This is a genomic window from Janthinobacterium sp. JC611 (assembly GCF_018682595.1).
Classification (GTDB): Bacteria; Pseudomonadota; Gammaproteobacteria; order Burkholderiales; family Burkholderiaceae_D; genus Janthinobacterium.
In genome coordinates, this window is record NZ_JAFLJN010000015.1 from 20,055 (window position 1) to 43,920 (window position 23,866).

23 protein-coding genes are annotated in these 23,866 nt (G+C 62.2%); all 23 read left to right on the top strand.

Going from position 1 to position 23,866, the window contains the following annotated elements; all coding sequences use genetic code 11:
• Positions 1 to 49: 49 nt before the first annotated feature.
• The 23 genes from J0O65_RS11065 to J0O65_RS11175 all read left to right on the top strand — a co-directional run bounded on the left by J0O65_RS11065 (position 50) and on the right by J0O65_RS11175 (position 23,808).
• On the top strand, positions 50 to 4,090 hold the full coding sequence (locus tag J0O65_RS11065) for a DUF3683 domain-containing protein (RefSeq protein WP_215406735.1): 4,041 nt from the start codon (positions 50 to 52) through the stop codon (positions 4,088 to 4,090).
• 5 nt (positions 4,091 to 4,095) lie between these two features.
• The gene (locus J0O65_RS11070) at positions 4,096 to 4,539 is read left to right on the top strand and encodes an HIT family protein (RefSeq protein ID WP_251373668.1); all 444 of its coding nucleotides are present in this window, start codon (positions 4,096 to 4,098) and stop codon (positions 4,537 to 4,539) included.
• 9 nt (positions 4,540 to 4,548) lie between these two features.
• Positions 4,549 to 5,001 carry a gamma-butyrobetaine hydroxylase family protein gene (locus J0O65_RS11075; RefSeq protein WP_215406739.1) on the top strand — a complete coding sequence of 151 codons (453 nt, stop codon included), beginning with the start codon at positions 4,549 to 4,551 and terminating at the stop codon, positions 4,999 to 5,001.
• Between the two features lie 228 nt (positions 5,002 to 5,229).
• A complete protein-coding gene (locus J0O65_RS11080; protein ID WP_215406741.1) occupies positions 5,230 to 5,574 on the top strand; it encodes a YciI family protein in 345 nt (114 codons plus the stop codon).
• A 2-nt stretch (positions 5,575 to 5,576) separates the two neighbouring features.
• Positions 5,577 to 6,818, top strand: a complete 1,242-nt coding sequence (locus tag J0O65_RS11085; RefSeq protein ID WP_215406743.1) for an RNA polymerase sigma factor — start codon at positions 5,577 to 5,579, stop codon at positions 6,816 to 6,818.
• Positions 6,819 to 6,847: 29 nt separating this feature from the next.
• Positions 6,848 to 7,582 carry a bifunctional demethylmenaquinone methyltransferase/2-methoxy-6-polyprenyl-1,4-benzoquinol methylase UbiE gene (gene ubiE, locus J0O65_RS11090; RefSeq protein ID WP_010394608.1) on the top strand — a complete coding sequence of 245 codons (735 nt, stop codon included), beginning with the start codon at positions 6,848 to 6,850 and terminating at the stop codon, positions 7,580 to 7,582.
• A gap of 31 nt (positions 7,583 to 7,613) precedes the next feature.
• A complete protein-coding gene (locus tag J0O65_RS11095; protein WP_215406745.1) occupies positions 7,614 to 8,555 on the top strand; it encodes a Tim44 domain-containing protein in 942 nt (313 codons plus the stop codon).
• Positions 8,556 to 8,707: 152 nt separating this feature from the next.
• Positions 8,708 to 9,346: a ubiquinone biosynthesis accessory factor UbiJ gene (locus J0O65_RS11100; RefSeq protein WP_251373669.1), complete on the top strand. Its 639-nt coding sequence runs from the start codon at positions 8,708 to 8,710 to the stop codon at positions 9,344 to 9,346.
• Positions 9,343 to 10,914 carry a ubiquinone biosynthesis regulatory protein kinase UbiB gene (gene ubiB / locus J0O65_RS11105; protein WP_215406747.1) on the top strand — a complete coding sequence of 524 codons (1,572 nt, stop codon included), beginning with the start codon at positions 9,343 to 9,345 and terminating at the stop codon, positions 10,912 to 10,914. The genes J0O65_RS11100 and ubiB overlap by 4 nt, the downstream gene beginning before the upstream one ends.
• Positions 10,915 to 10,933: 19 nt before the next feature.
• Positions 10,934 to 11,536: a methyltransferase gene (locus J0O65_RS11110; RefSeq protein WP_215406749.1), complete on the top strand. Its 603-nt coding sequence runs from the start codon at positions 10,934 to 10,936 to the stop codon at positions 11,534 to 11,536.
• 91 nt (positions 11,537 to 11,627) lie between these two features.
• Positions 11,628 to 11,927: an FmdB family zinc ribbon protein gene (locus tag J0O65_RS11115; RefSeq protein ID WP_215406751.1), complete on the top strand. Its 300-nt coding sequence runs from the start codon at positions 11,628 to 11,630 to the stop codon at positions 11,925 to 11,927.
• A 40-nt stretch (positions 11,928 to 11,967) separates the two neighbouring features.
• Positions 11,968 to 12,591 (top strand): DUF502 domain-containing protein, encoded by a 624-nt coding sequence (locus J0O65_RS11120; RefSeq protein ID WP_215406753.1) that lies wholly within the window; start codon positions 11,968 to 11,970, stop codon positions 12,589 to 12,591.
• 63 nt (positions 12,592 to 12,654) lie between these two features.
• Positions 12,655 to 14,457: an aspartate--tRNA ligase gene (gene aspS, locus J0O65_RS11125; protein WP_215406755.1), complete on the top strand. Its 1,803-nt coding sequence runs from the start codon at positions 12,655 to 12,657 to the stop codon at positions 14,455 to 14,457.
• An 87-nt stretch (positions 14,458 to 14,544) separates the two neighbouring features.
• Complete coding sequence (gene nudB / locus J0O65_RS11130) at positions 14,545 to 15,009, top strand: dihydroneopterin triphosphate diphosphatase (RefSeq protein ID WP_215406756.1); 465 nt, start codon at positions 14,545 to 14,547, stop codon at positions 15,007 to 15,009.
• 18 nt (positions 15,010 to 15,027) lie between these two features.
• Complete coding sequence (locus J0O65_RS11135) at positions 15,028 to 15,321, top strand: hypothetical protein (protein WP_215406757.1); 294 nt, start codon at positions 15,028 to 15,030, stop codon at positions 15,319 to 15,321.
• 68 nt (positions 15,322 to 15,389) lie between these two features.
• Positions 15,390 to 15,692 carry a hypothetical protein gene (locus tag J0O65_RS11140; protein WP_215406758.1) on the top strand — a complete coding sequence of 101 codons (303 nt, stop codon included), beginning with the start codon at positions 15,390 to 15,392 and terminating at the stop codon, positions 15,690 to 15,692.
• Between the two features lie 71 nt (positions 15,693 to 15,763).
• The gene (locus tag J0O65_RS11145; RefSeq protein ID WP_215406759.1) at positions 15,764 to 16,585 is read left to right on the top strand and encodes an endonuclease/exonuclease/phosphatase family protein; all 822 of its coding nucleotides are present in this window, start codon (positions 15,764 to 15,766) and stop codon (positions 16,583 to 16,585) included.
• 9 nt (positions 16,586 to 16,594) lie between these two features.
• Positions 16,595 to 17,758: a cardiolipin synthase ClsB gene (gene clsB, locus J0O65_RS11150; protein WP_215406760.1), complete on the top strand. Its 1,164-nt coding sequence runs from the start codon at positions 16,595 to 16,597 to the stop codon at positions 17,756 to 17,758.
• Complete coding sequence (locus tag J0O65_RS11155; protein WP_215406761.1) at positions 17,755 to 18,144, top strand: RNA-binding S4 domain-containing protein; 390 nt, start codon at positions 17,755 to 17,757, stop codon at positions 18,142 to 18,144. The genes clsB and J0O65_RS11155 overlap by 4 nt, the downstream gene beginning before the upstream one ends.
• A 257-nt stretch (positions 18,145 to 18,401) precedes the next feature.
• Positions 18,402 to 19,004, top strand: coding sequence for a TetR/AcrR family transcriptional regulator (locus J0O65_RS11160; protein WP_215406958.1), 603 nt, complete (start codon positions 18,402 to 18,404; stop codon positions 19,002 to 19,004).
• Positions 19,005 to 19,082: 78 nt separating this feature from the next.
• Positions 19,083 to 20,873 (top strand): acyl-CoA dehydrogenase C-terminal domain-containing protein, encoded by a 1,791-nt coding sequence (locus J0O65_RS11165; protein ID WP_215406763.1) that lies wholly within the window; start codon positions 19,083 to 19,085, stop codon positions 20,871 to 20,873.
• Between the two features lie 14 nt (positions 20,874 to 20,887).
• On the top strand, positions 20,888 to 23,299 hold the full coding sequence (locus J0O65_RS11170; protein ID WP_215406765.1) for a 3-hydroxyacyl-CoA dehydrogenase/enoyl-CoA hydratase family protein: 2,412 nt from the start codon (positions 20,888 to 20,890) through the stop codon (positions 23,297 to 23,299).
• Positions 23,300 to 23,310: 11 nt separating this feature from the next.
• Positions 23,311 to 23,808, top strand: a complete 498-nt coding sequence (locus J0O65_RS11175; protein WP_251373670.1) for a PaaI family thioesterase — start codon at positions 23,311 to 23,313, stop codon at positions 23,806 to 23,808.
• Positions 23,809 to 23,866: the final 58 nt, after the last annotated feature.

Sequence of the window (23,866 nt, forward strand, 5' to 3'; positions counted from 1 at the left end):
TAAGATAAAATGGGCCTTTAGGGTCCAGTCCACACCGTCACCACACTCCATGAACGCTCCCGCACAAATCCAAGCTTTACTGGCAGAAACGCCGAATGGTCCCGCAGCAAGCCGCCTGCGCGAAATCCCATATAACTACACGTCGTTTTCCGATCGCGAGATCGTCATACGCCTGTTGGGGGAAGACTCCTGGCACCTGCTCGACGAGCTGCGCGGCGCCCGCCAGACGGGCCGTTCGGCCCGCATGCTGTACGAGGTGCTGGGTGACATCTGGGTCGTGCGCCGCAATCCCTACCTGCAGGATGACTTGCTCGACAATCCGAAGCGCCGCCAGGGCTTGATCGATGCCTTGCATCACCGCCTGGCCGAAGTCGACAAGCGCCGCCTGTCCATCGATGCGGCCGGCGGCGACGCGCTGGCTGCCGGTGAAGCGCCGGAAGTGGCGCAAGCGCGCAGCCGCAATGTGGAGCTGCTGCTGAAAGCGGCCAGCAAGGCCGTGGCCGACTTTGGCGACGAATTCCGCAAGACCTATGACTTGCGCAAACGCACGGTCAAGGTGCTGGGCCGCTACACGGAAAAACACAATGTGCGCTTCGACGGCATGACGCGCGTGTCGCACGTGACGGACGCCACCGACTGGCGCGTGGAATACCCGTTCGTCGTGCTGACGCCCGACACGGAAGAGGAAATGGCCGGCCTGGTGAAGGGCTGTATCGAGCTGGGGCTGACCATCATCCCGCGCGGCGGCGGCACCGGCTACACGGGCGGCGCGATTCCATTGACGCCGATGTCGGCCGTCATCAACACGGAAAAACTCATCACCCTGGGCGCCGTGGAAATGACTGTCTTGCCGGGCCTCACGCACGAGTACGCGACGATCCATTCGGGCGCGGGCGTGATCACGAATAAAGTGTCGGAAGCGGCGGAAAAGGCCGGCTTCGTCTTCGCCGTCGACCCCACCTCGGCGCACGCCTCTTGCATCGGCGGCAACGTCGCCATGAATGCGGGCGGCAAGAAGGCCGTGCTGTGGGGCACGGCGCTCGATAACCTGGCCTCGTGGCGCATGGTCGACCCGAACGGCGACTGGCTCGACGTTACCCGCCTCGACCATAACCTGGGCAAGATCCACGATATCGCGCTGGCACGTTTCCAGCTGGAATGGCGCCACCCGAGCACGCGCGACGCCGCGAAGCCAAACGCACCGTTCAAGACGGAAATCCTGGAAATTCCTGGACGTAAGTTCCGCAAGGAAGGCCTGGGCAAGGACGTGACGGACAAATTCCTCGCCGGCTTGCCGGGCATCCAGAAGGAAGGCTGCGACGGCCTGATCACGTCGGCGCGCTGGATTTTGCACAAGATGCCGAAATTCGCCCGCACCGTCTGCCTGGAATTCTTCGGCCAGGCGCGCGACGCGATCCCGTCTATCGTGGAAATCAAGGATTACCTGGACGGCTTGCCGGCCAAGGGCGAGCAATACGCGAGCATCCGCCTGGCGGGCCTGGAGCACCTGGACGAGCGCTACCTGCGCGCCGTCGGCTACGCCACCAAGTCGAAACGGGGCGTGCTGCCGAAGATGGCCCTGTTTGGCGACATCGTCGGCGACGATGAAAACGCCGTCGCGCAGGCGGCGTCGGAAGTGGTGCGCATCGCCAACACCCGCGTGGGCGAAGGTTTTGTCGCCGTCAGCCCGGAAGCGCGCAAGAAATTCTGGCTCGACCGCGCCCGCACGGCCGCGATCGCCAAGCACACGAATGCGTTCAAGATCAATGAAGACGTCGTGATCCCGCTCAATCGCATGGGGGAATACACGGATGGCATCGAACGCATCAATATCGAATTGTCGATCAAGAACAAGCTGCAACTGGCCGACGCCTTGAGCGAATTCTTTGGCAAGGGTAACTTGCCTGTTGGCAAGAGCGACGATGCATCGGACGACCGCGTCGACGATGCGGAAATGCTGGGCGACCGGGCCGAGCAGGCGCAGCAGCTGTTGGCGCAAGTGACGGCACGCTGGACCTATCTGCTGGCCCAGCTGGACCGTCCGCTGGCCGACGTGAAGGGTGAATTGGCCGAACTGGGCATGGAGCGCTTGCTGCCCGTGTTCGAGGCGCGCCTGGAAACCCAGCCGGACGCCACCCTGTTCGACGTGGTGCAGGACCGCACCGTGCGCGTGACCTGGAAGCAAGAGATCCGCGCCCAGCTGCGCCAGATCTTCAACGGCGCCGCCTTCAAGCTGATCCTCGACGAGGCCACGGCCATCCACGCGCGCATCTTGCGTAGCCGCGTGTTCGTCGCGCTGCACATGCACGCGGGCGACGGCAACGTGCACACGAACTTGCCCGTCAACTCGGACAATTACGCCATGCTGCAGGACGCCCACGAAGCCGTGGGCCGTATCATGATCCTGGCCCGTTCGCTCAATGGTGTTATTTCTGGCGAGCATGGTATCGGCATCACCAAGCTGGAATTTTTGACGGAAGAAGAGATCGGCGACTTCCGCAGCTACAAGCAGCGCATCGATCCGGAAGGCCGTTTCAACAAGGGCAAACTGCTGAACCTGCCAGGCATGGGCGCCGACCTGCGCAATGCCTACACGCCATCGTTCGGCCTGATGGGCCACGAATCCTTGATCATGCAGCAAAGCGATATCGGCGCCATCGCCGACAGCGTCAAGGATTGCTTGCGTTGCGGCAAGTGCAAACCCGTGTGCTCGACCCACGTGCCGCGCGCGAACTTGCTGTACTCGCCGCGCGACAAGATATTGGCGACTTCGTCCCTGATCGAAGCCTTCCTGTACGAAGAACAGACGCGCCGCGGTATTTCCATCAAGCATTGGGAAGAGTTCGAGGACGTGGCTGACCATTGCACCGTGTGCCACAAATGCGTCACGCCTTGCCCCGTCAACATCGACTTCGGCGACGTGTCGATGAACATGCGCAACCTGCTGCGCAAGATGGACAAGAAGAGCTTTAATCCGGGCACCAAGGCGACGATGATGTTCCTCAACGCCACCGATCCCGTGACCATCAACGCCACGCGCCAGGTCATGATCGGCTGGGGTTACAAGGCGCAGCGCCTGGGCCACGATTTGCTGAAGAAGTTTGCCAAGAAGCAGACCAAGGCGCCGCCGCCGTCGACCGGCAAGCCGCCCGTGAAGGCGCAGGTGATTCACTTCATCAACAAGAAGATGCCGGGCAACCTGCCGAAGAAATCGGCGCGCGCGCTGCTCGATATCGAAGACGATAAAGTCATCCCGATCATCCGCAATCCGAAGACGACGACGGCCGATACGGAAGCCGTGTTCTACTTCCCTGGTTGCGGTTCGGAACGCCTGTTCTCGCAAGTGGGCCTGGCCACGCAAGCGATGCTGTGGGAAGTGGGCGTGCAGACGGTCTTGCCGCCAGGCTACCTGTGCTGCGGCTATCCGCAGCGCGGTGCGGGCGAGTTCGACAAGGCCGAGAAGATGATGACGGACAACCGCGTCCTGTTCCACCGCATGGCCAACACGCTCAATTACCTGGACATCAAGACGGTGCTCGTCTCGTGCGGCACCTGCTACGACCAGCTGGCCACCTACCAGTTCGAGAAGATCTTCCCCGGCTGCCGCATCATGGATATCCATGAGTATTTGCTGGAAAAACAGGTGAAGCTGGAAGGCGTGAACGGCACCCGTTATATGTACCACGAGCCATGCCACAATCCGATGAAGCTGCAGGAATCGGGCAAGACCATCAATTCCCTGATCAGCACGGTAGACAACGTGAAGATCGAGAAGAATGACCGTTGCTGCGGCGAATCCGGTTCCCTGGCCGTCACGCGCCCCGACATTTCCACGCAAGTGCGCTTCCGCAAGGAAGAAGAGATGGTCAAGGGCGCCGACAAGCTGCGCGGCGACGGCTTTACGGGCGACGTGAAAATCCTCACCAGCTGCCCGTCGTGCCTGCAAGGCTTGTCGCGCTACAATGACGATTCGGGCACGACGGCCGACTACATTGTCGTCGAGATCGCCAAACACTTGCTGGGAGAGAACTGGATGCCGGATTACGTGAAACGCGCCAATGACGGCGGCATTGAACGGGTGTTGGTGTAATGTCCATGCCTTGCGATCTGTGCAGCTTGCTGGACGGCTACGCCAACAAGCAGGGTCTGGAGACCTTGCTGTGGCGCAGCGAGCGCCTGTCCGTCGTGGCCGTCGACGACCCAGGCTACCCCGGTTTTTGCCGTGTGATCTGGAACAAGCACGTCAAGGAAATGACGGACTTGACTCCCGGCGAGCGCAACTATGTCATGGAAGTCGTGTGGCAAGTCGAGCTGGCCGTGCGCGAAGTGATGCAGCCGGAAAAGGTCAACGTGGCCAGTTTCGGCAACATGACGCCGCATGTGCACTGGCACGTGATTCCCCGCTACCGCGACGACGCGCATTTTCCGAACCCCAGCTGGGCGGTGATCCAGCGCGAGACGGCGCCCGAGGTGCTGGCCGCGCGCCGCGCCCTGCTGCCGGCCTTGCGCGCCGCCATCATTCAACGTTTATCCGCATAAAGTATCGTCATGACTGAAAAAGCAGCAACGCCCCAACCCACCGGCTTGACCGTGCACAACCAGTCGCGCGTGCTCGACGTGGCTTTCGACGATGGCAGCACATTTGCGCTGCCCTTCGAATACCTGCGCGTGTACTCGCCGTCGGCCGAAGTGCAGGGCCATGGCAAGGGCCAGGAAACCTTGCAATTAGGCAAGCGCCTGGTCGGCATCACGGGCATCGAGCCCGTCGGCAATTACGCCGTGCAGCCGACCTTCAGCGATGGCCACAATTCCGGCCTGTACACCTGGGCCTATCTGTACAAGCTGGGCGCCGAGCAAGCGACCCTGTGGCAGGATTACCTGGACCGCCTGGCGGCCGCCGGCTACCCGGGCGACAGCGGCCGCGACGCCAAGGCCGACATGACGGTCAAGCAATCTTCCGGCGGCCACGTGCATGGTCCCAGCTGCGGGCATAAACATTAAAACACCTGAAAAACCTACTGCACGTCGCCATTTGCGGCCGCCGATGCTTACTGCCTCGGCGGCCCCGTGCTTAGCACAGTTCCGCGTCTCGGCCACAACTTGCTTCCGCTCGCTACGGTTTTTTAGGCGTTTAGAAAAAATAGTGCGGTAAGCTTGTCGGATTGCCGCATATCCATTCGTCGTATGAATGCCCGCGCTTGCGGGCATTTTTCTTTTGGAGAAGAGACTATGGAATACCTGATCCTGATCTACGCCGATGAATCCCGCTATGAAACCATGGCGGAAGGACAGATGGCCAGCCTGATGGCCGACTTTGCCCGCTATACGCAGGCGCTGGAGGCGGCCGGCGTGCTGCGCGGCGGCGCCGAGCTGGCGCCCGTGGGCAGCGCCACCAGCGTGCGCGTGCAAAACGGCAAGCCCATCATCACGGACGGGCCGTTCGCGGAAACCAAGGAGCAGCTGGGCGGCTATTACCTGCTCGATTGCGCCCACCTGGACGAGGCGCTGGCCTGGGCCGGGCGTTGTCCGGCCGCTTCCCTGGGCACCATCGAAGTGCGGCCCGTCACGGCGTGAGCATGGCCGGCGACGCCATTGCGGCCGTCGAACAGGTCTTTCGCCAGGAGCGGGGCAGGGTGCTGGCCGGCCTGATGCGGCGCTTCGGCGACCTGGGCCTGGCGGAAGATGTGTTGCAGGAGGCATGCCGCAAGGCGCTGGAACTGTGGCCGCGCACGGGTATCCCGTCCAATCCCGCCGCCTGGCTCAGTTCCGTGGCGCGCAACGCGGGCCTCGACCACGTGCGCCGCGCGGGCAAGGGCGTCGTCGATGCCGAGGCCGTGCTGTCGAACTTGCCTGCATCCGTAATGGAAGAGCCGCCCGCCATCGGGGACGACCGTTTGCGCCTGCTGTTCATCTGCTGCCATCCCGCGCTGGCGCCCGAGGCGCAGGTGGCGCTGGCCCTGCGCACCCTGTGCGGCTTGACCACGGCGGAGATCGCGCGCGCCTTCGGCCTGGCGGAGACGGCCCTGTCGCAGCGGCTGCTGCGCGCCAGGCGCAAGATCGCCGAAGCGCGCATCCCATTCGAGTTGCCACCGGAGCAAGAATTGCAGCCACGGCTGGCGCAAGTGCTGCATGTCATCTACCTGGTGTTCAGCGAAGGTTATTGCGCCAGCGGCGGTGATAGCTTGCTGCGCGCCGACCTGTGCGCGGAAGCGCTGCGCCTGGCGCGGCTGCTCGACGGCCTGCTGCCGGGCCAGCCGGAAGTGCAGGGACTATTGGCCTTGATGCTGCTGCAGGCGTCGCGCGGCCCGGCCCGCCTCTCGTCCGCAGGCCAGTTGCTGACCCTGGAAGAGCAGGACCGCCGCCTGTGGCAGGCGGACGTGATCGCCGAGGGACTGGCCGCGCTGGAACTGGCCTTGCCGGCGCGCGCGCCAGGGCCATACCAGTTGCAGGCGGCCATTGCCGCCTTGCATGCCAAGGCGGCTGCGGCCAGCCAGACGGACTGGCGCCAGATCAGCGCCCTGTACGGCGCCTTGTTGCGGCACAAGCCGGAGCCCTTGATCTTGCTCAATGCCGTGATCGCCTGCGCCATGGCGCATGGCGCCGAACACGGCCTGGCGTGGCTGGCGCGCCTGGAAGCCGTGCCCAGCCTGGCCAGCTCGCACTATCTGCACGCGGCCCGGGCCGACCTGTTGCGCCGCCAGGGCGACCGCCCGGGGGCGCTGGCGGCGTATGCCCGGGCGGCAATGCTGGCTGCGAATGCCGTGGAAAGGCAATACCTTCTCCGGCGTCACGGGGAAATGCGCCTGCCGCTTGTATAATGCTCCCAAGTTCAAACAGACTGCCTACCATGACCAATACGACCCATTTCGGATATAAAACAGTTGCAGAAGACGACAAAGTGCGCGAAGTCGCCAAGGTGTTCCATTCCGTCGCTGCCAAATACGACGTGATGAACGACTTGATGTCGGGCGGGCTGCACCGTCTGTGGAAGACGTTCACCATTGCCAACGCGGGCGTGCGCCCCGGTTTCAAGGTGCTCGACATCGCCGGCGGCACGGGCGACCTGTCGAAGGCGTTCGCCAGGCAGGCCGGCCCCACCGGCGAAGTGTGGCTGACCGATATCAATGAATCGATGTTGCGCGTGGGCCGCGACCGCCTCTTGAATCGCGGCTTGCTCACCCCCACCTTGTTGTGTGACGCGGAAAAACTGCCATTCCCCGATAATTATTTCGACCGTGTCAGCGTGGCCTTTGGCCTGCGCAACATGACGCACAAGGATGTGGCGCTGGCGGAAATGCGCCGCGTGCTGAAACCGGGCGGCAAGCTGCTGGTGCTGGAGTTTTCCAAGGTGGCGGCGCCCCTGCAAAAGCCGTACGACCTGTATTCGTTCTCGGTCTTGCCGTGGTTCGGACAGAAGATCGCCGGCGACGCGGAAAGCTATCGCTACCTGGCCGAATCGATCCGCATGCACCCGGATCAGGAGACGCTGAAGACCATGATGGAAACGGCGGGCCTGGAGCGCGTGCAGTACTACAATTTGACGGCAGGCATAGCCGCTTTACACACCGGCATCAAGATGTAATGCATCAACGTTGGTGATTTTAGGAGATGGAATGAAATTGAAGAAATTTATGGTCGGCATGATGCTGGCCGCGACCACGGTATCCATGCTGGGCGAGGCGCTGGCCCGTCCCATGGGCGGTGGCCGTTCGTTTGGCCGCCAGTCGCAAAACGTGGGCCGCCAGGCGCCCGCGCCTGCGCCAACCCCGGCGCCGGCCGCCGCGCCACGCCAGGCGCAACCGGCGCCAGCTCCCGCACCGGCGCCTGCCGCCAAGGCGCCGAGCCGCTGGAAGGGCTTGCTGGGCGGCGCCTTGCTGGGCCTGGGCCTGGGCGCGCTGCTGTCGCATTTCGGCCTGGGCGGCGCCCTGGCCAGCATGATCAGCACCCTGCTGATGGTGGCCTTGCTGGCCGGCGTGGCCTTCTTCATCTACCGCATGGTGCGCGGCAAGCGCGACAATAACGCCAGCGGCAATGCGCCGTTCGCCGGCTTCGGCAACCAGCCTGCGCCGGCAGGCAACGTGCCCGACATCGGTTCGCGCATTCCACCGCTGCCGCCGCTGCAGCCGGTCTCGTCGGGCGTCGGCCTGGATAAGCCGGTCCCGGCTGCCGCGCCATGGGGCGTGCCAGGCGACTTCGACAAGGAAGCCTTCCTGCGCCACGCGAAAAGCAATTTCATTCGCCTGCAAGCGGCCTGGGACAAGGCCGACGTCAACGATATCCGCGAATTCACCTCGCCGGAAGTGTATGCGGAACTGCGCATGCAAATCCAGGAACGGGGCGCGCAGCCGGACTTCACCGACGTCGTCACCATCGACGCCGAACTGCTGGGGATCGAGACGAGCGTCAACGATTACCTGGCCAGCGTGAAATTTACGGGCCTGATCCGCTCGGCGCCGGGCGCGGCGGCCGAACCGTTCGCGGAAGTGTGGAATATGTCGAAACCCGTCAGCGGCAATAGCGGCTGGGTCCTGGCAGGCATCCAGCAATTGAATTAATTGTCAAAACTTGCTGAATAATGGCTTAAGTTCATGCTGAATGCGTGATGCTTGACAGATATTTCCTGCCGAACTGGTAAGATCGAAACCGCCCGCGTTGTTTTACGGGCGGTTTTTTCTTTTTAGGGGCGCGCCTGGCGCGCTGTATACAGATGGCACCACTTTCCGACCTTTCCCTGATGACGCCCGTCATCGCGACTATCAACCATTTGCTGGCGCAGGAGCCGTGGGCGCGCCAGCAGCTGGCCGTGCACGCCGGCAAGCTGGCCTGCATCGACACGGGCGCCGTGGCCTTGCGCTTGCGCGTCGACAGCGCCGGCATGCTGGAGGCTGCGCCGGCCGACATGCCGGCCAACGTCACCATCCGCGTGAAACTGTCCGATGTGCCGCTGATCCTGCAAAACCGCGAACGGGCGTTTTCCTACGTCAAGATCGAGGGCGATGCCGAGTTTGCCAATGCGATTTCGCAATTGAGCAAGGGCTTGCGCTGGGAAGCCGAGCACGACCTGGAAAAGCTGGTCGGTCCCATGCTGGCCACGCGCCTCGTTTCCGGCGCGAAGGATGCCGCCGCCTTTGTGCGCACGGGCCAGCAAAAGCTGGCGGAAAACGTGGCCGAGTATTTTCTCGACGAACAGCCCATGCTGATCCGTCCTTCCACCCTGCAAGAGTATTCCGCTGGCGTGACGCGCGTGCGCGATGACGTCGAACGCCTGGCCAAGCGCCTTGCCCGGCTGGAAAAGGCGGCCGCCGCCGTCCAGCCGCAGTCCTCCTCACCGGATTTGTCTACATGATATTGAAATTCCTGCGCCTGTTTAAAATCATCCGTGTTTCCATCAAGTACGGTCTGGATGAGATAGCGATTTCTGGTCTGCAAGTTCCCCGCACCGCCAAATTGATCGACACCCTGATTTTCTGGCGCGACCTGTCGTCGCCGCGGGGCTTGCGCCTGCGCCTGGCGCTGGAAGAGCTGGGCCCGATTTTCGTCAAATTCGGCCAGGTGCTGTCGACCCGGCGCGACCTGATGCCGCTCGACATCGCCGAAGAATTGGCGCGCCTGCAAGACCGGGTGCCGCCCTTCGATTCCGACCTGGCCGTGGCGCAGATCGTCAAGTCGCTCGGCGCGCACCCGGATCAGTTGTTTGACCGCTTCGAGCGCGAGCCGGTGGCGTCCGCCTCGATTGCCCAAGTGCACTTCGCCACCTTGAAAGATGGCCGTGAAGTGGCCGTGAAGGTCTTGCGTCCAGGCATGAAAAAGCTGATCGATGAAGACGTGGCCCTGATGCACATCGCGGCCGGCTGGATCAGCCGCCTGTGGGCCGACAGCAAGCGTCTGAAACCCAAGGAAGTGGTGGGCGAGTTCGATAAATACCTGCATGACGAGCTGGACCTGATGCGCGAGGCGGCCAACGCCAGCCAGCTGCGCCGCAATTTCGCCAACTCGGACTTGCTGCTGGTGCCGGAAATGCACTGGGATTACTGCTCCAGCAGCGTCATCGTGATGGAACGCATGGTCGGGATTCCCGTGTCGCAGACCGAACGCCTGGTGGCGGCCGGCGTGGACTTGCGCAAGCTGTCCAGCGATGGCGTGGAGATTTTCTTCACGCAAGTGTTCCGCGACGGCTTTTTCCATGCGGACATGCATCCGGGGAATATTCTCGTGTCGATCGCCCCCGCATCGTTTGGCCGCTACATCGCGCTCGACTTCGGCATCGTGGGAACGTTGAACGACTACGACAAGGATTATCTGTCGCAAAACTTCCTGGCCTTCTTCCGCCGCGACTACAAGCGCGTGGCCGAGGCGCACATCGAATCGGGCTGGGCGCCCAAGGATACGCGCGTCGATGAGCTGGAGGCAGCCGTGCGCGCCTGCTGCGAACCGATCTTCGACCGTCCGCTGAAGGATATCTCGTTCGGCCAGGTGCTGCTGCGCCTGTTCCAGACCTCGCGCCGCTTCAATGTGGAAGTGCAGCCGCAGCTGGTGCTGCTGCAAAAGACCCTGCTCAACATCGAAGGCCTGGGCCGCCAGCTGGACCCGGAACTGGACCTGTGGCAAACGGCCAAGCCCTACCTGGAAAAATGGATGAGCAACCAGGTGGGGCCGCAAGGCTTCATGGAACGCCTGCGCGCCGAGGCGCCCCGTTACGCGCACATCTTCCCGCAGTTGCCGCGCCTGCTGCACCAGGCCTTGACGGTGCATGGCGAACCGCGCGAAAACGACGTGGAATTGATGAAAACCTTGCTGGCGGAGCAACGCCAGACGAATCGCTTGCTGAGCTTTATCGTGTACTTCGTGGGCGCCTTCGCGCTCGGCGCGCTGGGCTTGCAAGTGTTCATGCGCTGGCATCAACTGCCGTTTTAACTGCCTGAGGATGTAAGTGATGGCTGACTTCCATACCCGCGATCCACTCTCGCCCGCCTTCTGGGACGAGCGTTTCGAGAAGCAATTCACGCCCTGGGACCACGGCGGCGTGCCGTCGCGCCTGCGCAGCTTCGTTGCCGGCAGTCCTGCGCCGCTGCGCTGCCTGATTCCCGGCTGCGGCTCGGCGTATGAACTGGTGTTCATGCTCGATCACGGCTGGGATGCCACGGCCATCGACTTTTCTCCGGCCGCCGTGGCCGCCGCGCGCGGGCAGCTGGGCGAACGGGCAGGGCAGGTGGCGGAAGCGGATTTTTTTGCCTGGGAACCCGCAGCGCCGCTGGACCTGATCTATGAACGGGCGTTCCTGTGCGCCATGCCGCGCGCCATGTGGCCGCAAGTGGCGGCCCGCTGGGCGCAGCTGCTGGCGCCGGGCGCCATGCTGGCCGGTTACTTTTTCTTTGACGACAATGCCAAGGGACCGCCGTTCGGCATGTCGCGCGAGACACTGCAGGAATTGCTGGCGCCGCATTTCGACTGCCTGGCCGATGAAACCGTGGACGATTCCATCGCCGTGTTCGCCGGCAAGGAGCGCTGGATGAGCTGGCGCCGCCGGGCGGACTGAGCTTGGCAGGCCGGGCGAGCGGGCATTTTCCGCTGGGAATGGTGGAAAAGCTTTATAATTCAGGGTTTTTGATGATTTTCTCGGAGTAGAGATGCCGATTTACGCTTACCGTTGTGACGAGTGTGGTTTTGCCAAGGATGTCTTGCAAAAGATCTCCGATCCAGTACTGACGGTGTGCCTGTCGTGCGGCAAGCCCAGTTTCAAGAAACAATTGACGGCCGCCGGTTTCCAATTGAAGGGCACCGGCTGGTACGCGACCGATTTCCGCGGCGGCACGGCGCCCACCACGGCCATTCCGACGGGCCCGGCCGACAACGCCAAGCCAGCGCCTGCTGCCGAGAGCGCGCCTGCCGCATCCGCGCCTGCCGCCGCTGCGCCGAAAGCGGACTGACACGCGCGCCGCGCCGACCCATTCCATTACCGAGAAACCGATGCGTAAATACTTTATTACCGGATTGCTGATTTTAGTCCCGCTGGCCATCACCGTCTGGGTACTGAATCTGGTGATCGGCACGCTGGACCAGTCGCTGCTGCTGGTGCCGGAGCGTTTCCGTCCGAACTCGCTGTTCGGCTTTGACATTCCTGGCCTGGGCACGATACTGACGATACTCATCGTTTTCCTGACGGGATTGTTGACGAATAACCTGGTCGGCAACTACGTGGTGAAACTGTGGGAAAAATTGCTGCAACGCATACCCATCGTCAATTCCCTGTATTCGAGCGTCAAGCAAGTGTCCGATACCCTGTTTTCCTCGTCGGGCAATGCCTTCCGCAAGGCCGTGCTGGTGCCGTATCCGCACCAGAACTCCTGGACCATCGCTTTCCTGACCGGCGTGCCGGGCGGCGATGCGGCGAACCACCTGGTGGGCGACTATGTCAGCGTGTATGTGCCGACGACGCCGAATCCCACATCGGGCTTTTTCCTGATGATGAAACGCAGCGATGTCGTCGAACTCGACATGAGCGTCGATGCGGCGCTCAAATATATTGTCTCGATGGGCGTGGTGGCGCCTGCGGAAGTTGTTGCTGTACCGGCCCCGGCAGCCAAAGAATAGAGGCAGGCGTCCCATGCGGGACGTGGCCGGATTGAACACTCACTAACCTGAACTGAGAATTTTATGTCTATGCGTACTGAATACTGCGGCCTCGTTACCGAAGCCATGCTGGGACAAACCGTCAGCCTGTGCGGCTGGGTACATCGCCGCCGCGACCACGGCAGCCTGATTTTCATCGACTTGCGCGACCGTGAAGGCCTGGTGCAAATCGTCTGCAACCCGGAACAAGCGGAGATGTTCAAGGTCGCCGAAGCCGTGCGTAACGAGTTCTGCCTGCGCGTGACGGGCGTCGTGACCAACCGTATCGAAGGCACGATCAACAACAACCTGAAATCGGGCAAGATCGAAGTGGTCTGCTCGGAGCTGGAAGTGCTGAACCCTTCCGTGCCCGTGCCGTTCCAGCTGGACGACGACAACCTGTCGGAAACGACGCGCCTGACGCACCGCGTGCTGGACCTGCGCCGCCCGCAAATGCAGAACAACCTGCGCCTGCGCTACAAGGTGACGATGGAAGTGCGCAAGTACCTCGACGCGCTGGGCTTCATCGACATCGAAACGCCGATGCTGACCAAGTCGACGCCAGAAGGCGCGCGCGATTACCTGGTGCCGTCGCGCGTGAACGCGGGCAGCTTCTTCGCCTTGCCGCAATCGCCACAGTTGTTCAAGCAACTGTTGATGGTTGCCAACTTCGACCGTTACTACCAGATCACCAAGTGTTTCCGCGACGAAGACTTGCGCGCTGACCGCCAGCCTGAATTTACGCAGATCGACTGCGAAACCTCGTTCCTGACGGAACAGGAAATCCGCGACCTGTTCGAAGACATGATCCGCGTCGTCTTCAAGAACACCTTGAACATCGACCTGCCGAACCCGTTCCCGGTGATGGATTTCGCCGAAGCGATGGGCCTGTACGGTTCCGACAAGCCGGACATGCGCGTCAAGCTGGCCTTCACGGACTTGACCGAAGTCATGAAGTCGGTCGAATTCAAGGTCTTCAACGGCGCCGCCAACATGAAGGGCGGCCGCGTGGTGGCCCTGCGCGTACCGCAGGGCGGCAGCATGCCCCGTTCGGAAATCGACGCCTACACCCAGTTCGTCGCCATCTACGGCGCCAAGGGCCTCGCCTACATCAAGGTCAACGAGAAAGCCAAGGGTCCTGAAGGCTTGCAGTCGCCGATCGTCAAGTTCCTGCCTGCCGACGTGCTGGCCACGATCCTCGAGCAGACGGGCGCGCAAGACGGCGACCTGATCTTCTTCGGCGCGGACAAGGCCAAGGTCGTCAACGACGCCATCGGCGCGCTGCGCGTGAAAATCGGTCACAGCGAGTTCGGCAAGAAGGCCGGCCTGTTCGAAGACGTGTGGAAGCCATTGTGGGTGGTCGACTTCCCGATGTTCGAGCACGACGAGGAAGCGGACCGCTGGACGGCGACCCACCATCCATTCACGGCGCCGAAAGACGGCCATGAAGACATGCTGGAAACCAATCCGGGCGCCTGCATCGCCAAGGCCTACGACATGGTCTTGAACGGCTGGGAACTGGGTGGCGGTTCCATCCGTATCCACCGCGAAGAAGTGCAGAGCAAGGTCTTCCGCGCGTTGAAGATCGACGCCGAAGAAGCGCAGCTGAAATTCGGCTTCCTGCTCGACGCCCTGCAATACGGCGCGCCGCCGCATGGTGGCCTGGCATTCGGCCTGGACCGTATCGTGACCATGATGACGGGTTCCGAATCGATCCGCGACGTGATCGCCTTCCCGAAAACCCAGCGCGCGCAAGACTTGCTGACCCATGCGCCGTCGGAGGTGGACGAGAAGCAATTGCGCGAACTGCACATCCGTTTGCGCAGCGCCGAGCCAAAAGTAGTGTAATGAAGCATGCGGCCGCTCAGGCGGCCGCTACCGTTTTACTTGCTGAGGCAAAAAAAGGCGCTGCGAGGCGCCTTTTTCATTCTTGATATGAGCCATAAAATTCCCGTTTCCGTGCTGGTCGTCATCCATACGGCTGACCTTGACGTCTTGCTGATCGAGCGCGCGGGCCAACCCGGTTTCTGGCAATCGGTGACCGGTTCCGTCGACGCCGTCGACGAACCGCTGCTGCAGACGGCCGCGCGCGAATTGGCTGAAGAAACCGGCATCGTCGCCGATGGACGGCACATCGCGCTGCGCGACTGGAAGGTGTCGAATGTGTACGAGATCTATCCGATCTGGCGCCACCGCTATGCGCCGGGCGTGACGCGCAACACGGAACACGTGTTCAGCGTGCAAGTGCCGCGCGATATCGCCATCACCCTGAGTCCCCGCGAACACTTGCAGTATGCGTGGCTGCCGTACCTGGCGGCGGCCGACCGCTGTTTCTCGTCGTCCAACGCGGAAGCGATCTTGCAATTGCCGGCCATCACGGGCCTGGCGCGTCCCACCTGATTTTCTAGAAAGCGCACCATGTTGAACTGGTTACATTTGACCGCGCAGCAAAAACTGCTGGGCACCCTGGGCATCGTTTTCTGCCTGTGCTTTATTTTCTTGCTGTTCAGCTCCACCGTGCCTGGCCGCACGCCGCCCATCGGCATGCCGCTGATGGCGATCGGCTGGCTGTTGCATCCGGGCGCGTTTGCCAAGGGCAAGCGCAGCGTGGCCTGGCGCGGCGCGCCCTTGCTGGTGAAAATCGTCTGGGCGGCCGGCATCACCGCGCTGATCGTCAGCGTGACGGCGGGCGTGGGCCGCATGCTGGCCTGAGGCGCTGGAAATATTGTTGTATGGTATTATTGCTTTAATCGCAATTCCACTCCTGACGAAAGGTGTACATGCTGAACTGGTCTCAACTTTCTTTTCAGCAGCGCCTCTGGGGTGCCATATTTCTGTCCTGGATCTTTGGCGCCCTGTATGCCGTGTGTTTCCCCGATCAGCCGCATGCCCGCTTGCCGCAGGCTGGCTTGCCCCTGCTGATGCTGGGATTTCTTCTGCACCCCCGCTGCTTTGCCGGCGGACGGGGCGCTTTCAGCTGGAGCAGCGCACCCGTGCTTGTGAAGGGCTTATGGCTCATCGGCAGCGTCGTGGGCAGCATCAGTGCCGTCGATAGTTTGCTGGTTGCGATGGCAGGCAGATAAAGTGGGATTTGGGTGCGCACGCGCACCGAGGATGGCGCCGCGCGGGGCCCGTCTGGGAGTAGAATCAATGCATGAAAATCCGCGTAGCAACTTATAATATCCACAAGGGTGTCTCCTCCGTGCGAGGCTTGCCCAGAGTTCACGCATTGAAGCAGGCGATCGCTCTCTTCCATGCCGATGTCGTCTTTTTGCAGGAAGTGCAGGGCAAGCACGACCGTAATGCGGCCCGCTATGGCGCCGAAAAACATGGTCACAAGCACTGGCCTGTAGCGTCGCAGCATGAGTTCTTTGCCGGCGCCGAGCACCACTCCGCCTACGGCATGAATGCCGTGTATGACCATGGCCACCATGGCAACGCCTTGCTCAGCAAATTTCCCATCGCCTCGCAAACCAACCACGACGTGTCCGACCATGCCTATGAGCAGCGCGGCATCCTGCATTGCGTGCTCAACACGCCGCAGGCCGACGTGCACTGCTACGTGGTGCACCTGGGCCTGTTCGAATCGGGACGGGGCCGCCAGACGCAGGCGCTGATCGACGCCGTCATGGAATCGGCGCCGAACGGCGAACCCGTCATCATCGCCGGCGACTTCAACGACTGGCGCAACACGCTCAGCGACAAGCTGCGCAATGCGCTCGGCGTGGTGGAAGTGTTCGACCAGCGCGCGTCGAACTCGGCCTTGGGCGACCTGGTGCGCACCCTGGCGCGGCGCCAGACGAAGCCGCCCGTGCCCGTGCCGGCGCGCACCTTTCCCGCCGCCTTGCCATGGTTCCGCCTGGACCGCATCTATGTGCGCGGTTTCCACGTGGAAGGCGCGCAAGTGATGCACGGCACCCTGTGGGCCAAATTGTCGGACCACGCGCCGATAGTTGCCGCTTTGAAACTCGCGTAGACTGCCGGCATGCGCACAGTCAATTTCATCGCCCACAACGACATCGAGCTGCTGTATTGCGGCACTGAGTACTTTCCCGCGCTGATCGCGGCCATCGACGGTGCGCGTTCGGAAGTCTATTTCGAAACGTATATCTTCGCCGATGACGCCACGGGCATGCTGGTGCTCGACGCCTTGAAGCGCGCGGCCGCGCGCGGCGTGCTGGTGTGCATGATCACGGACTGGTTCGGCACGGGCAACCGCCGGGTCAAGGCCATGCATGCGCAGCTGGAAGCGGCGGGCGTGCACCACCGCATCTTCAACCCCTGGTTCCGGCGCGGAATCACGCGCACGCACCGCAAGATCTGCGTGGCCGATGGCGAAATCGCCCTGGTGGGCGGCATTAATATCAACGACGACATGTTTTGCGACTACGACCACAGCATCAGTCTGGCAGCGCCGCGCTGGGATTTCGCCGTGCAGGTGAAGGGGCCGCTGGTCGACGCCATCCATGAAGAAGTCCAGGCGCAGTGGGCGCGCTTGGGCAAGATGAACCTGGTGCGGCGCATCAAGCTGTATCGCAAGATGCGCGTCGTCAGCAAGGAGCTGGCGAAAAACCCCGTCGTGGCCGGCTTTGTCGTGCGCGACAACCTGCGCAACCGCCGCACCATCCAGCGCGCCTACCTGCAGGCGCTGGGTCAGGCGAGGAAAAGCGTGATGCTGGCCAACCCGTATTTCGCGCCCGGGCACAAGCTGCGCCGCGCGCTGGCCCAGGCGGCCCAGCGGGGCGTCGACGTGGTGCTGCTGATCGGCGTGGGCGAGTTCCGCATGCAGGATGCCGTGGCGCACTCGTTTTACCCGAAACTGCTGGCCGCCGGCGTGAAAATCGTCGAATACCGCAAGACGCAGCTGCACGCCAAGGTAGCCGTCGTCGACGATGACTGGGCGACGGTGGGTTCGAGCAATATTGACGCGCTGAGCCTGTTCCTGAACCAGGAAGCGAACGTGGTCATCAAGGATGTGACCTTCGCGCAAAGCCTGCGCCAGCATATCGAGCAGGGCGTGGCCGACGGCATCGTCATTCACCAGGATGACTTCAAGCACATCGGCCGTTTCCGGCGCATCGGCTACGAAGCGGCGTTTCTCGTGTACCGGCTGGTGATGCGCATTTTTTCAGTAGGCAAATACGCATGAACGAGATGACAACGGTCAGGCTGGACAAATGGCTGTGGGCGGCGCGCTTTTTCAAGACGCGCTCGCTGGCCAGCGAAGCCGTCGACACGGGCAAGGTGAAGGTGGGCGGAGAGAAGGTCAAGCCGGCGCGCAGCGTGCGCGTGGGCGACGAGCTGGCCATCGACAATGGCTTTGATACGTGGGAGGTGGCCGTGCTGGGCCTGTCCGACAAGCGCGGCGCGGCGCCCGTGGCGCGCCTGCTGTATGGCGAAACGCCGGCCAGCATCGCCCGCCGCGAGCAGCTGGCCGAGGAGCGCAAGCTGTTCCGTGAGCCGGGCAGCACCATCAAGGGGCGGCCGACCAAGCGCGACCGCCGTCAATTGAACAAGGCAGGCGGCCTCGACTGAGGCTCGTCTGTGCTTGTAAGGCAAGGGCGCGCGCCGCTTTCGCCTCCTGCAATCGATGGAAACGCGCAGCCCGATAATGCTGCGCCGCACCAATAGAATGCTGGCTCTAAAGTTCCCGTTTGACTTTTACGTGGTAGTGGATAATAGTACGAGCGTTCGGATTTTTTCGGAGCGTGCTTTTTTTTACACTCGCTTCAGTCCGCCAAATCGGCAACATCACTTTTAGAACGGACATCTTGAATACTTCAGTCAAATTCATGCGCAAGGGCGAACTGACCCGTGCAGCCATCCTCGACGTGGCGCTGGACTTGTCCAGCCGCGACGGCCTGGAAGGCCTGACGATTGGGTTGCTTGCGGACAAAATGAACATGAGCAAGTCGGGCGTGTTTGCCCACTTTGGCTCGCGCGAAGACTTGCAGATGGAAGTGCTGAAGCTTTACCACTATCGTTTCGAGCAAGAAGTCTTTTTCCCCAGCATGAAAGAACCACGCGGCATCGCCCGCCTGCAATCGATGTTTGCGCGCTGGGTCAAGCGGGTCAGCGTGGAAATCGCTTCCGGCTGCATCTACATCAGCGGTGCCGTCGAGTATGACGACCGTCCCGGTCCCATCCGCGAGGCCCTGGTGGCCATGGTGCGGGCCTGGCAGGGCGCGCTGCTGCGCTGTGTCGAGCAATCGATCGCCACGGGCGACCTGAAAGCGGACACGGACGCCCAGCAGCTGGTGTACGAGATGTATGGCCTGATCCTGGCCCTGCATCACGACGCGCGCTTCCTGCGCGTGCCGGGCAGCATCGAACGGGCGCAAGCGGGCTTTATCCGCCTGCTGGCGTCGTACCAGAACTCCGTCACCAGCAAATAAGCCGTCAGACAGTATCCGCAACAACGCACACGCACTTACAAGTACAACACTTTAGCTAATCGCCTTCAGGAGAAAATTATGGGTCAATACGTCGCGCCAATCCGGGATATGCAATTCGTCCTGCATGAGTTCCTGCAAGTGGAAGAAGAACTGAAGCAAATGCCGTCGTACGCCGACGTCGACGCCGACATCATCAACCAGGTGCTGGAAGAGGGCGGCAAATTCACCTCCGAAGTCTTGTTCCCGCTGAACCACTCCGGCGACCGCGAAGGCTGCCACCACGATCCCGTCACGAAAAGCGTGACCACGCCGAAAGGCTTCAAGGAAGCCTACAAGCAGTACGTCGAAGGCGGCTGGGCGGCCCTGGCGTGCGATCCGGAATACGGCGGCCAGGGCTTGCCGGTCGTGCTGAACAATTCGTTCTATGAAATGCTGAACTCGTCGAACCAGGCATGGTCCATGTACCCAGGCCTGTCGCACGGCGCCTACGAGTGCCTGAAGGAACACGGCACCGAACACCAGAAGGAAGTCTACCTGCCGAAACTGGTGTCGGGCGAGTGGACGGGCACCATGTGCCTGACCGAACCGCACTGCGGCACCGACCTGGGCCTGCTGCGCTCGAAGGCGCTGCCTGAGGCGGACGGTTCCTGGACCATCACCGGCAACAAGATCTTCATCTCGGCCGGCGAGCACGACATGGCGGAAAACATCCTGCACCTGGTGCTGGCCCGCGTGCCGGACGCGCCGGAAGGCTCGAAAGGCATCTCGCTGTTCCTGGTGCCGAAATTCCTGCCGAACGCCGACGGCACGGTCGGTGCGCGCAACCCGATCACCTGCGGCGCCATCGAAGAAAAAATGGGCATCCACGGCAATTCGACCTGCCAGATGAACCTGGACGGCGCGAAAGGCTGGATCATCGGCCAGCCGAACAAGGGCCTCAACGCCATGTTCGTCTTCATGAACGCGGCCCGCCTGGGCGTGGGCATGCAGTCGCTGGGCCTGACGGAAATCGCTTACCAGAACGCGCTGATCTACGCCAAGGACCGCACGCAAATGCGTTCGCTGTCCGGCATCAAGAACCCGGAACTGCCGGCCGACCGCATCATCGTGCACCCTGACGTGCGCCGCATGCTGTTGACGGGCAAAGCCTACGCCGAAGGCGCGCGCGCCTTCACCTCGTACGTGGCGCTGCAGATCGACCGCGAACTGCATCACCCGGACGCCGACGTGCGCAAGGAAGCGGCCGACGAAGTGGCGCTGCTGACGCCCGTCATCAAGGCCTTCATCACCGACAACGCCTGGATCGCCACCTCGGACGCGATGCAAGTGTTCGGCGGCCACGGCTACATCGCGGAATGGGGCATGGAACAGTATGTGCGCGACGCGCGCATCAACATGATCTACGAAGGCACGAACACGATCCAGTCGCTGGATCTGCTGGGCCGCAAGATCCTGGGCGACAACGGCGCCAAGCTGCGCAAGTTCGGCGAAAAGATCAAGGCTTTCGTCGAAGACAACGGCACCGATGAAGCGATGAGCGAATTCGTCACGCCACTGGGCGACCTGGGCGACAAAGTCACCAAGCTGACCATGGAAATCGGCATGAAGGCCTTCCAGAATCCGGACGAAGTGGGCGCGGCATGCGTGCCTTACCTGCGCGTCGTCGGCCACATGATCTACAGCTACCTGTTCGCGCAGATGGCCAAGATCGCCCTCGAAAAAGAGTCCAGCGGCGACACCTTCTATACCGCCAAACTGGCTACCGCACGTTTCTACTTCGCCCGCTTGCAGCCTGAGACGGCAACCCTGATCCGTCAGGCGCGTTCCGGTTCGGCCAACCTGATGGCACTCGACGCAGACCTGTTCTAAGACTTGAGGAAAATATGACCAATTTCATCGTTAAAAAAGTAGCCGTCCTCGGCGCCGGCGTGATGGGCGCGCAGATCGCCGCCCACTGCATCAACGCGAAAGTGCCGGTCGTGCTGTTCGACCTGCCTGCGAAGGAAGGTCCAAAGAATGGCATCGTGCTGCGCGCCATCGAGAACCTGAAAAAGCTGTCGCCTGCGCCGCTGGGCAACAAGGATGACGCCGCGCTGATCCAGGTGGCCAACTACGAAGACAACCTGGACCTGCTGGCCGGTTGCGACCTGATCATCGAAGCCATCGCCGAGCGCATGGACTGGAAACACGACCTGTATCAAAAGGTCGCGCCGCACATCGGCCCGAACGCGATCTTCGCCTCGAATACTTCGGGCCTGTCGATCACCAAGCTGGCCGAAGGCTTCGACGCCGACCTGAAATCGCGCTACTGCGGCGTGCACTTCTTCAACCCGCCGCGCTATATGCACCTGGTCGAGATCATCCCGACCGCATTCACCAAGCCGGAGATTGCCGACCAGCTGGAAGGCTTCCTGACCACCACCCTGGGCAAGGGCGTGGTCCGCGCCAAGGACACGCCGAACTTCATCGCCAACCGCGTTGGCGTGTTCGGCATCCTGGCCATCGTGCACGAAGCGGAGAAATTCGGCCTGTCCGTGGACGTCGTCGATGACCTGACCGGCTCCAAGCTGGGCCGCGCCAAGTCGGGCACCTTCCGCACGGCGGACGTGGTCGGCCTGGACACCATGGGCCATGTGATCAAGACCATGCAGGACTACCTGCCGAACGATCCGTTCGCCGCCGTCTACAAGACGCCGGCCGTGCTGGCGCAGCTGGTGGAAAAAGGCGCGCTGGGCCAGAAGAGCGGCGCGGGCTTCTACAAGAAGGTCGGCAAGGATATCCTGCGCCTGGACTTCGCCACCGGTGAATACGTGGCCGGCGGCGCCAAGGCCGCCGACATCATCGCCCGCATCCTGAAAGAAAAGGATCCGGTCAAGAAGATGAAGGCGCTGCGCGAATCGACCAATCCGCAAGGCCAGTTCCTGTGGGCGATCTTCCGCGATGCTTTCCACTACATCGCCATCCATCTCGACACCGTGGCCGACAACGCGCGCGACATCGACTTCGCCATGCGCTGGGGCTTCGGCTGGAACGTCGGCCCGTTTGAAACGTGGCAGGCATCGAACTGGCTGCAAGTGGCCAACTGGGTCAAGGAAGACATCGACGCCGGCCACGCGCTGTGCAACGCACCTTTGCCTGCCTGGGTATTCGAAGGTCCGGTCGCTGAAAAAGGCGGCGTGCATACGCCGGAAGGCTCCTACTCGGCCGTGTCGAACAGCTTCGTGCCCCGTTCGAGCCTGGCCGTGTACGACCGCCAGCCATTCCGCGCGCCCGTTTTTGGCACCAACTTGGGCAGCGGCGCTGCCGACCCCAAGACCGCCGGCACCACCGTCTTCGAAGACGAATCCGTGCGCGTCTGGCACACGGGCGACGATGTATTGATCATCTCGTTCAAGACCAAGATGCACGTGATCGGCGAAGGCGTGATTAACGGACTCAAGCTCGCGCTGGCCGAAGCCGAGAAGAATTTCAAGGGCCTGGTGATCTGGCACGCCGACGCAGCCGAAGGCGGCGCCTTCTCGGCCGGCGCCGACCTGCAATCGGCCCTGCCGGCGTTCATGCAAGGCGGCGTGAAAGCCGTCGATCCGATCATCGCCGAACTGCAGAACACCTTCATGTCGCTGAAATACGCGAACGTGCCGGTGATCGCCGCGGTCGCTGGCCTGGCGCTGGGCGGCGGTTGCGAGCTGGCCCTGCACGCATCGAAGCGCGTGGCCTCGATCGAGTCCTACATCGGCCTGGTGGAAGTGGGCGTGGGCCTGATTCCAGCCGGCGGCGGCTTGAAGGAAGCGGCGCAGCGCGCCTACAAGGAAGCCAAGGGTAACGACATCCTGCAATTCCTGAAAACGGGCTTCACCAATGCGGCCACCGCCAACGTGTCGAAATCGGCGCTGGAAGCGAAAAAAATGGGCTACCTGAAGGAAGACGACGTGATCGTGTTCAACGCCTACGAGCTGCTGCACGTGGCCAAGGTCGAAGCGCGCGCCATGTTCGACGCCGGCTTCCGTCCGCAACTGCCGTCGCTGATCCAGGTCACGGGCCGTTACGGCTGGGGCACCATCAAGGCGCAGCTGGTCAACATGCGCGACGGCGGCTTCATTTCGGCGCACGATTTCAAGCTGGGCGAGATGATCGCCGAGATCGTATCGGGCGGCGACGTGGACCAGGGCAGCTTCGTCAGCGAACAGTGGCTGCTGGATATGGAACGCAAGGCATTCCTGGAGCTGTTGAACCATCCGAAAACCCAGGAACGGATCATGGGCATGATGCAGACCGGTAAGCCGGTACGCAACTAAGCACAACGTCGATGACGATCCTGTCCCTCGTTTTTAAAGTACTGCTGCGCGTGAGGCCAAGCATGGTGTATGACCGTATCAAACAACAGATGATGGACACCTTGCCCTTCGTGCGGCTGCTGGGGATCAGCATCGACGAGATCGGCGCCGGCACCTCGAAGGTGTCGATGCCGGAAGATCCCAAACTGAATAATCACCTGGGCACGCAGCATGCGGGCGCCTTGTTTACCCTGGCTGAAACGGCATCCGGCGCGGCCATGGCTGGCGGCTTCGCCGAGCTGATACTGGGCTTGCGCCCGGTGGCCAAGTCGTCGCGCATCGCCTACCAGAAAGTGGCGCGGGGCGCGACGCGCGCCGAAGGCCGGGTGCCGGGCGACCTGGCGGCCTTGAAGGCGCAGCTGGCGCAGGACGGCAAGGTGGCGTTTCCCGTGGCAGTCGACATTTTCGACGCGGAAGGCACGCTGGCGGCACAGGTGACGGTGGACTGGTATTTGTCGCAGAAGCGATAAGCCGCCACTCCGGACATTCGACAGAACACGAACCTCGTTCAACATCTTTGAAAGAACA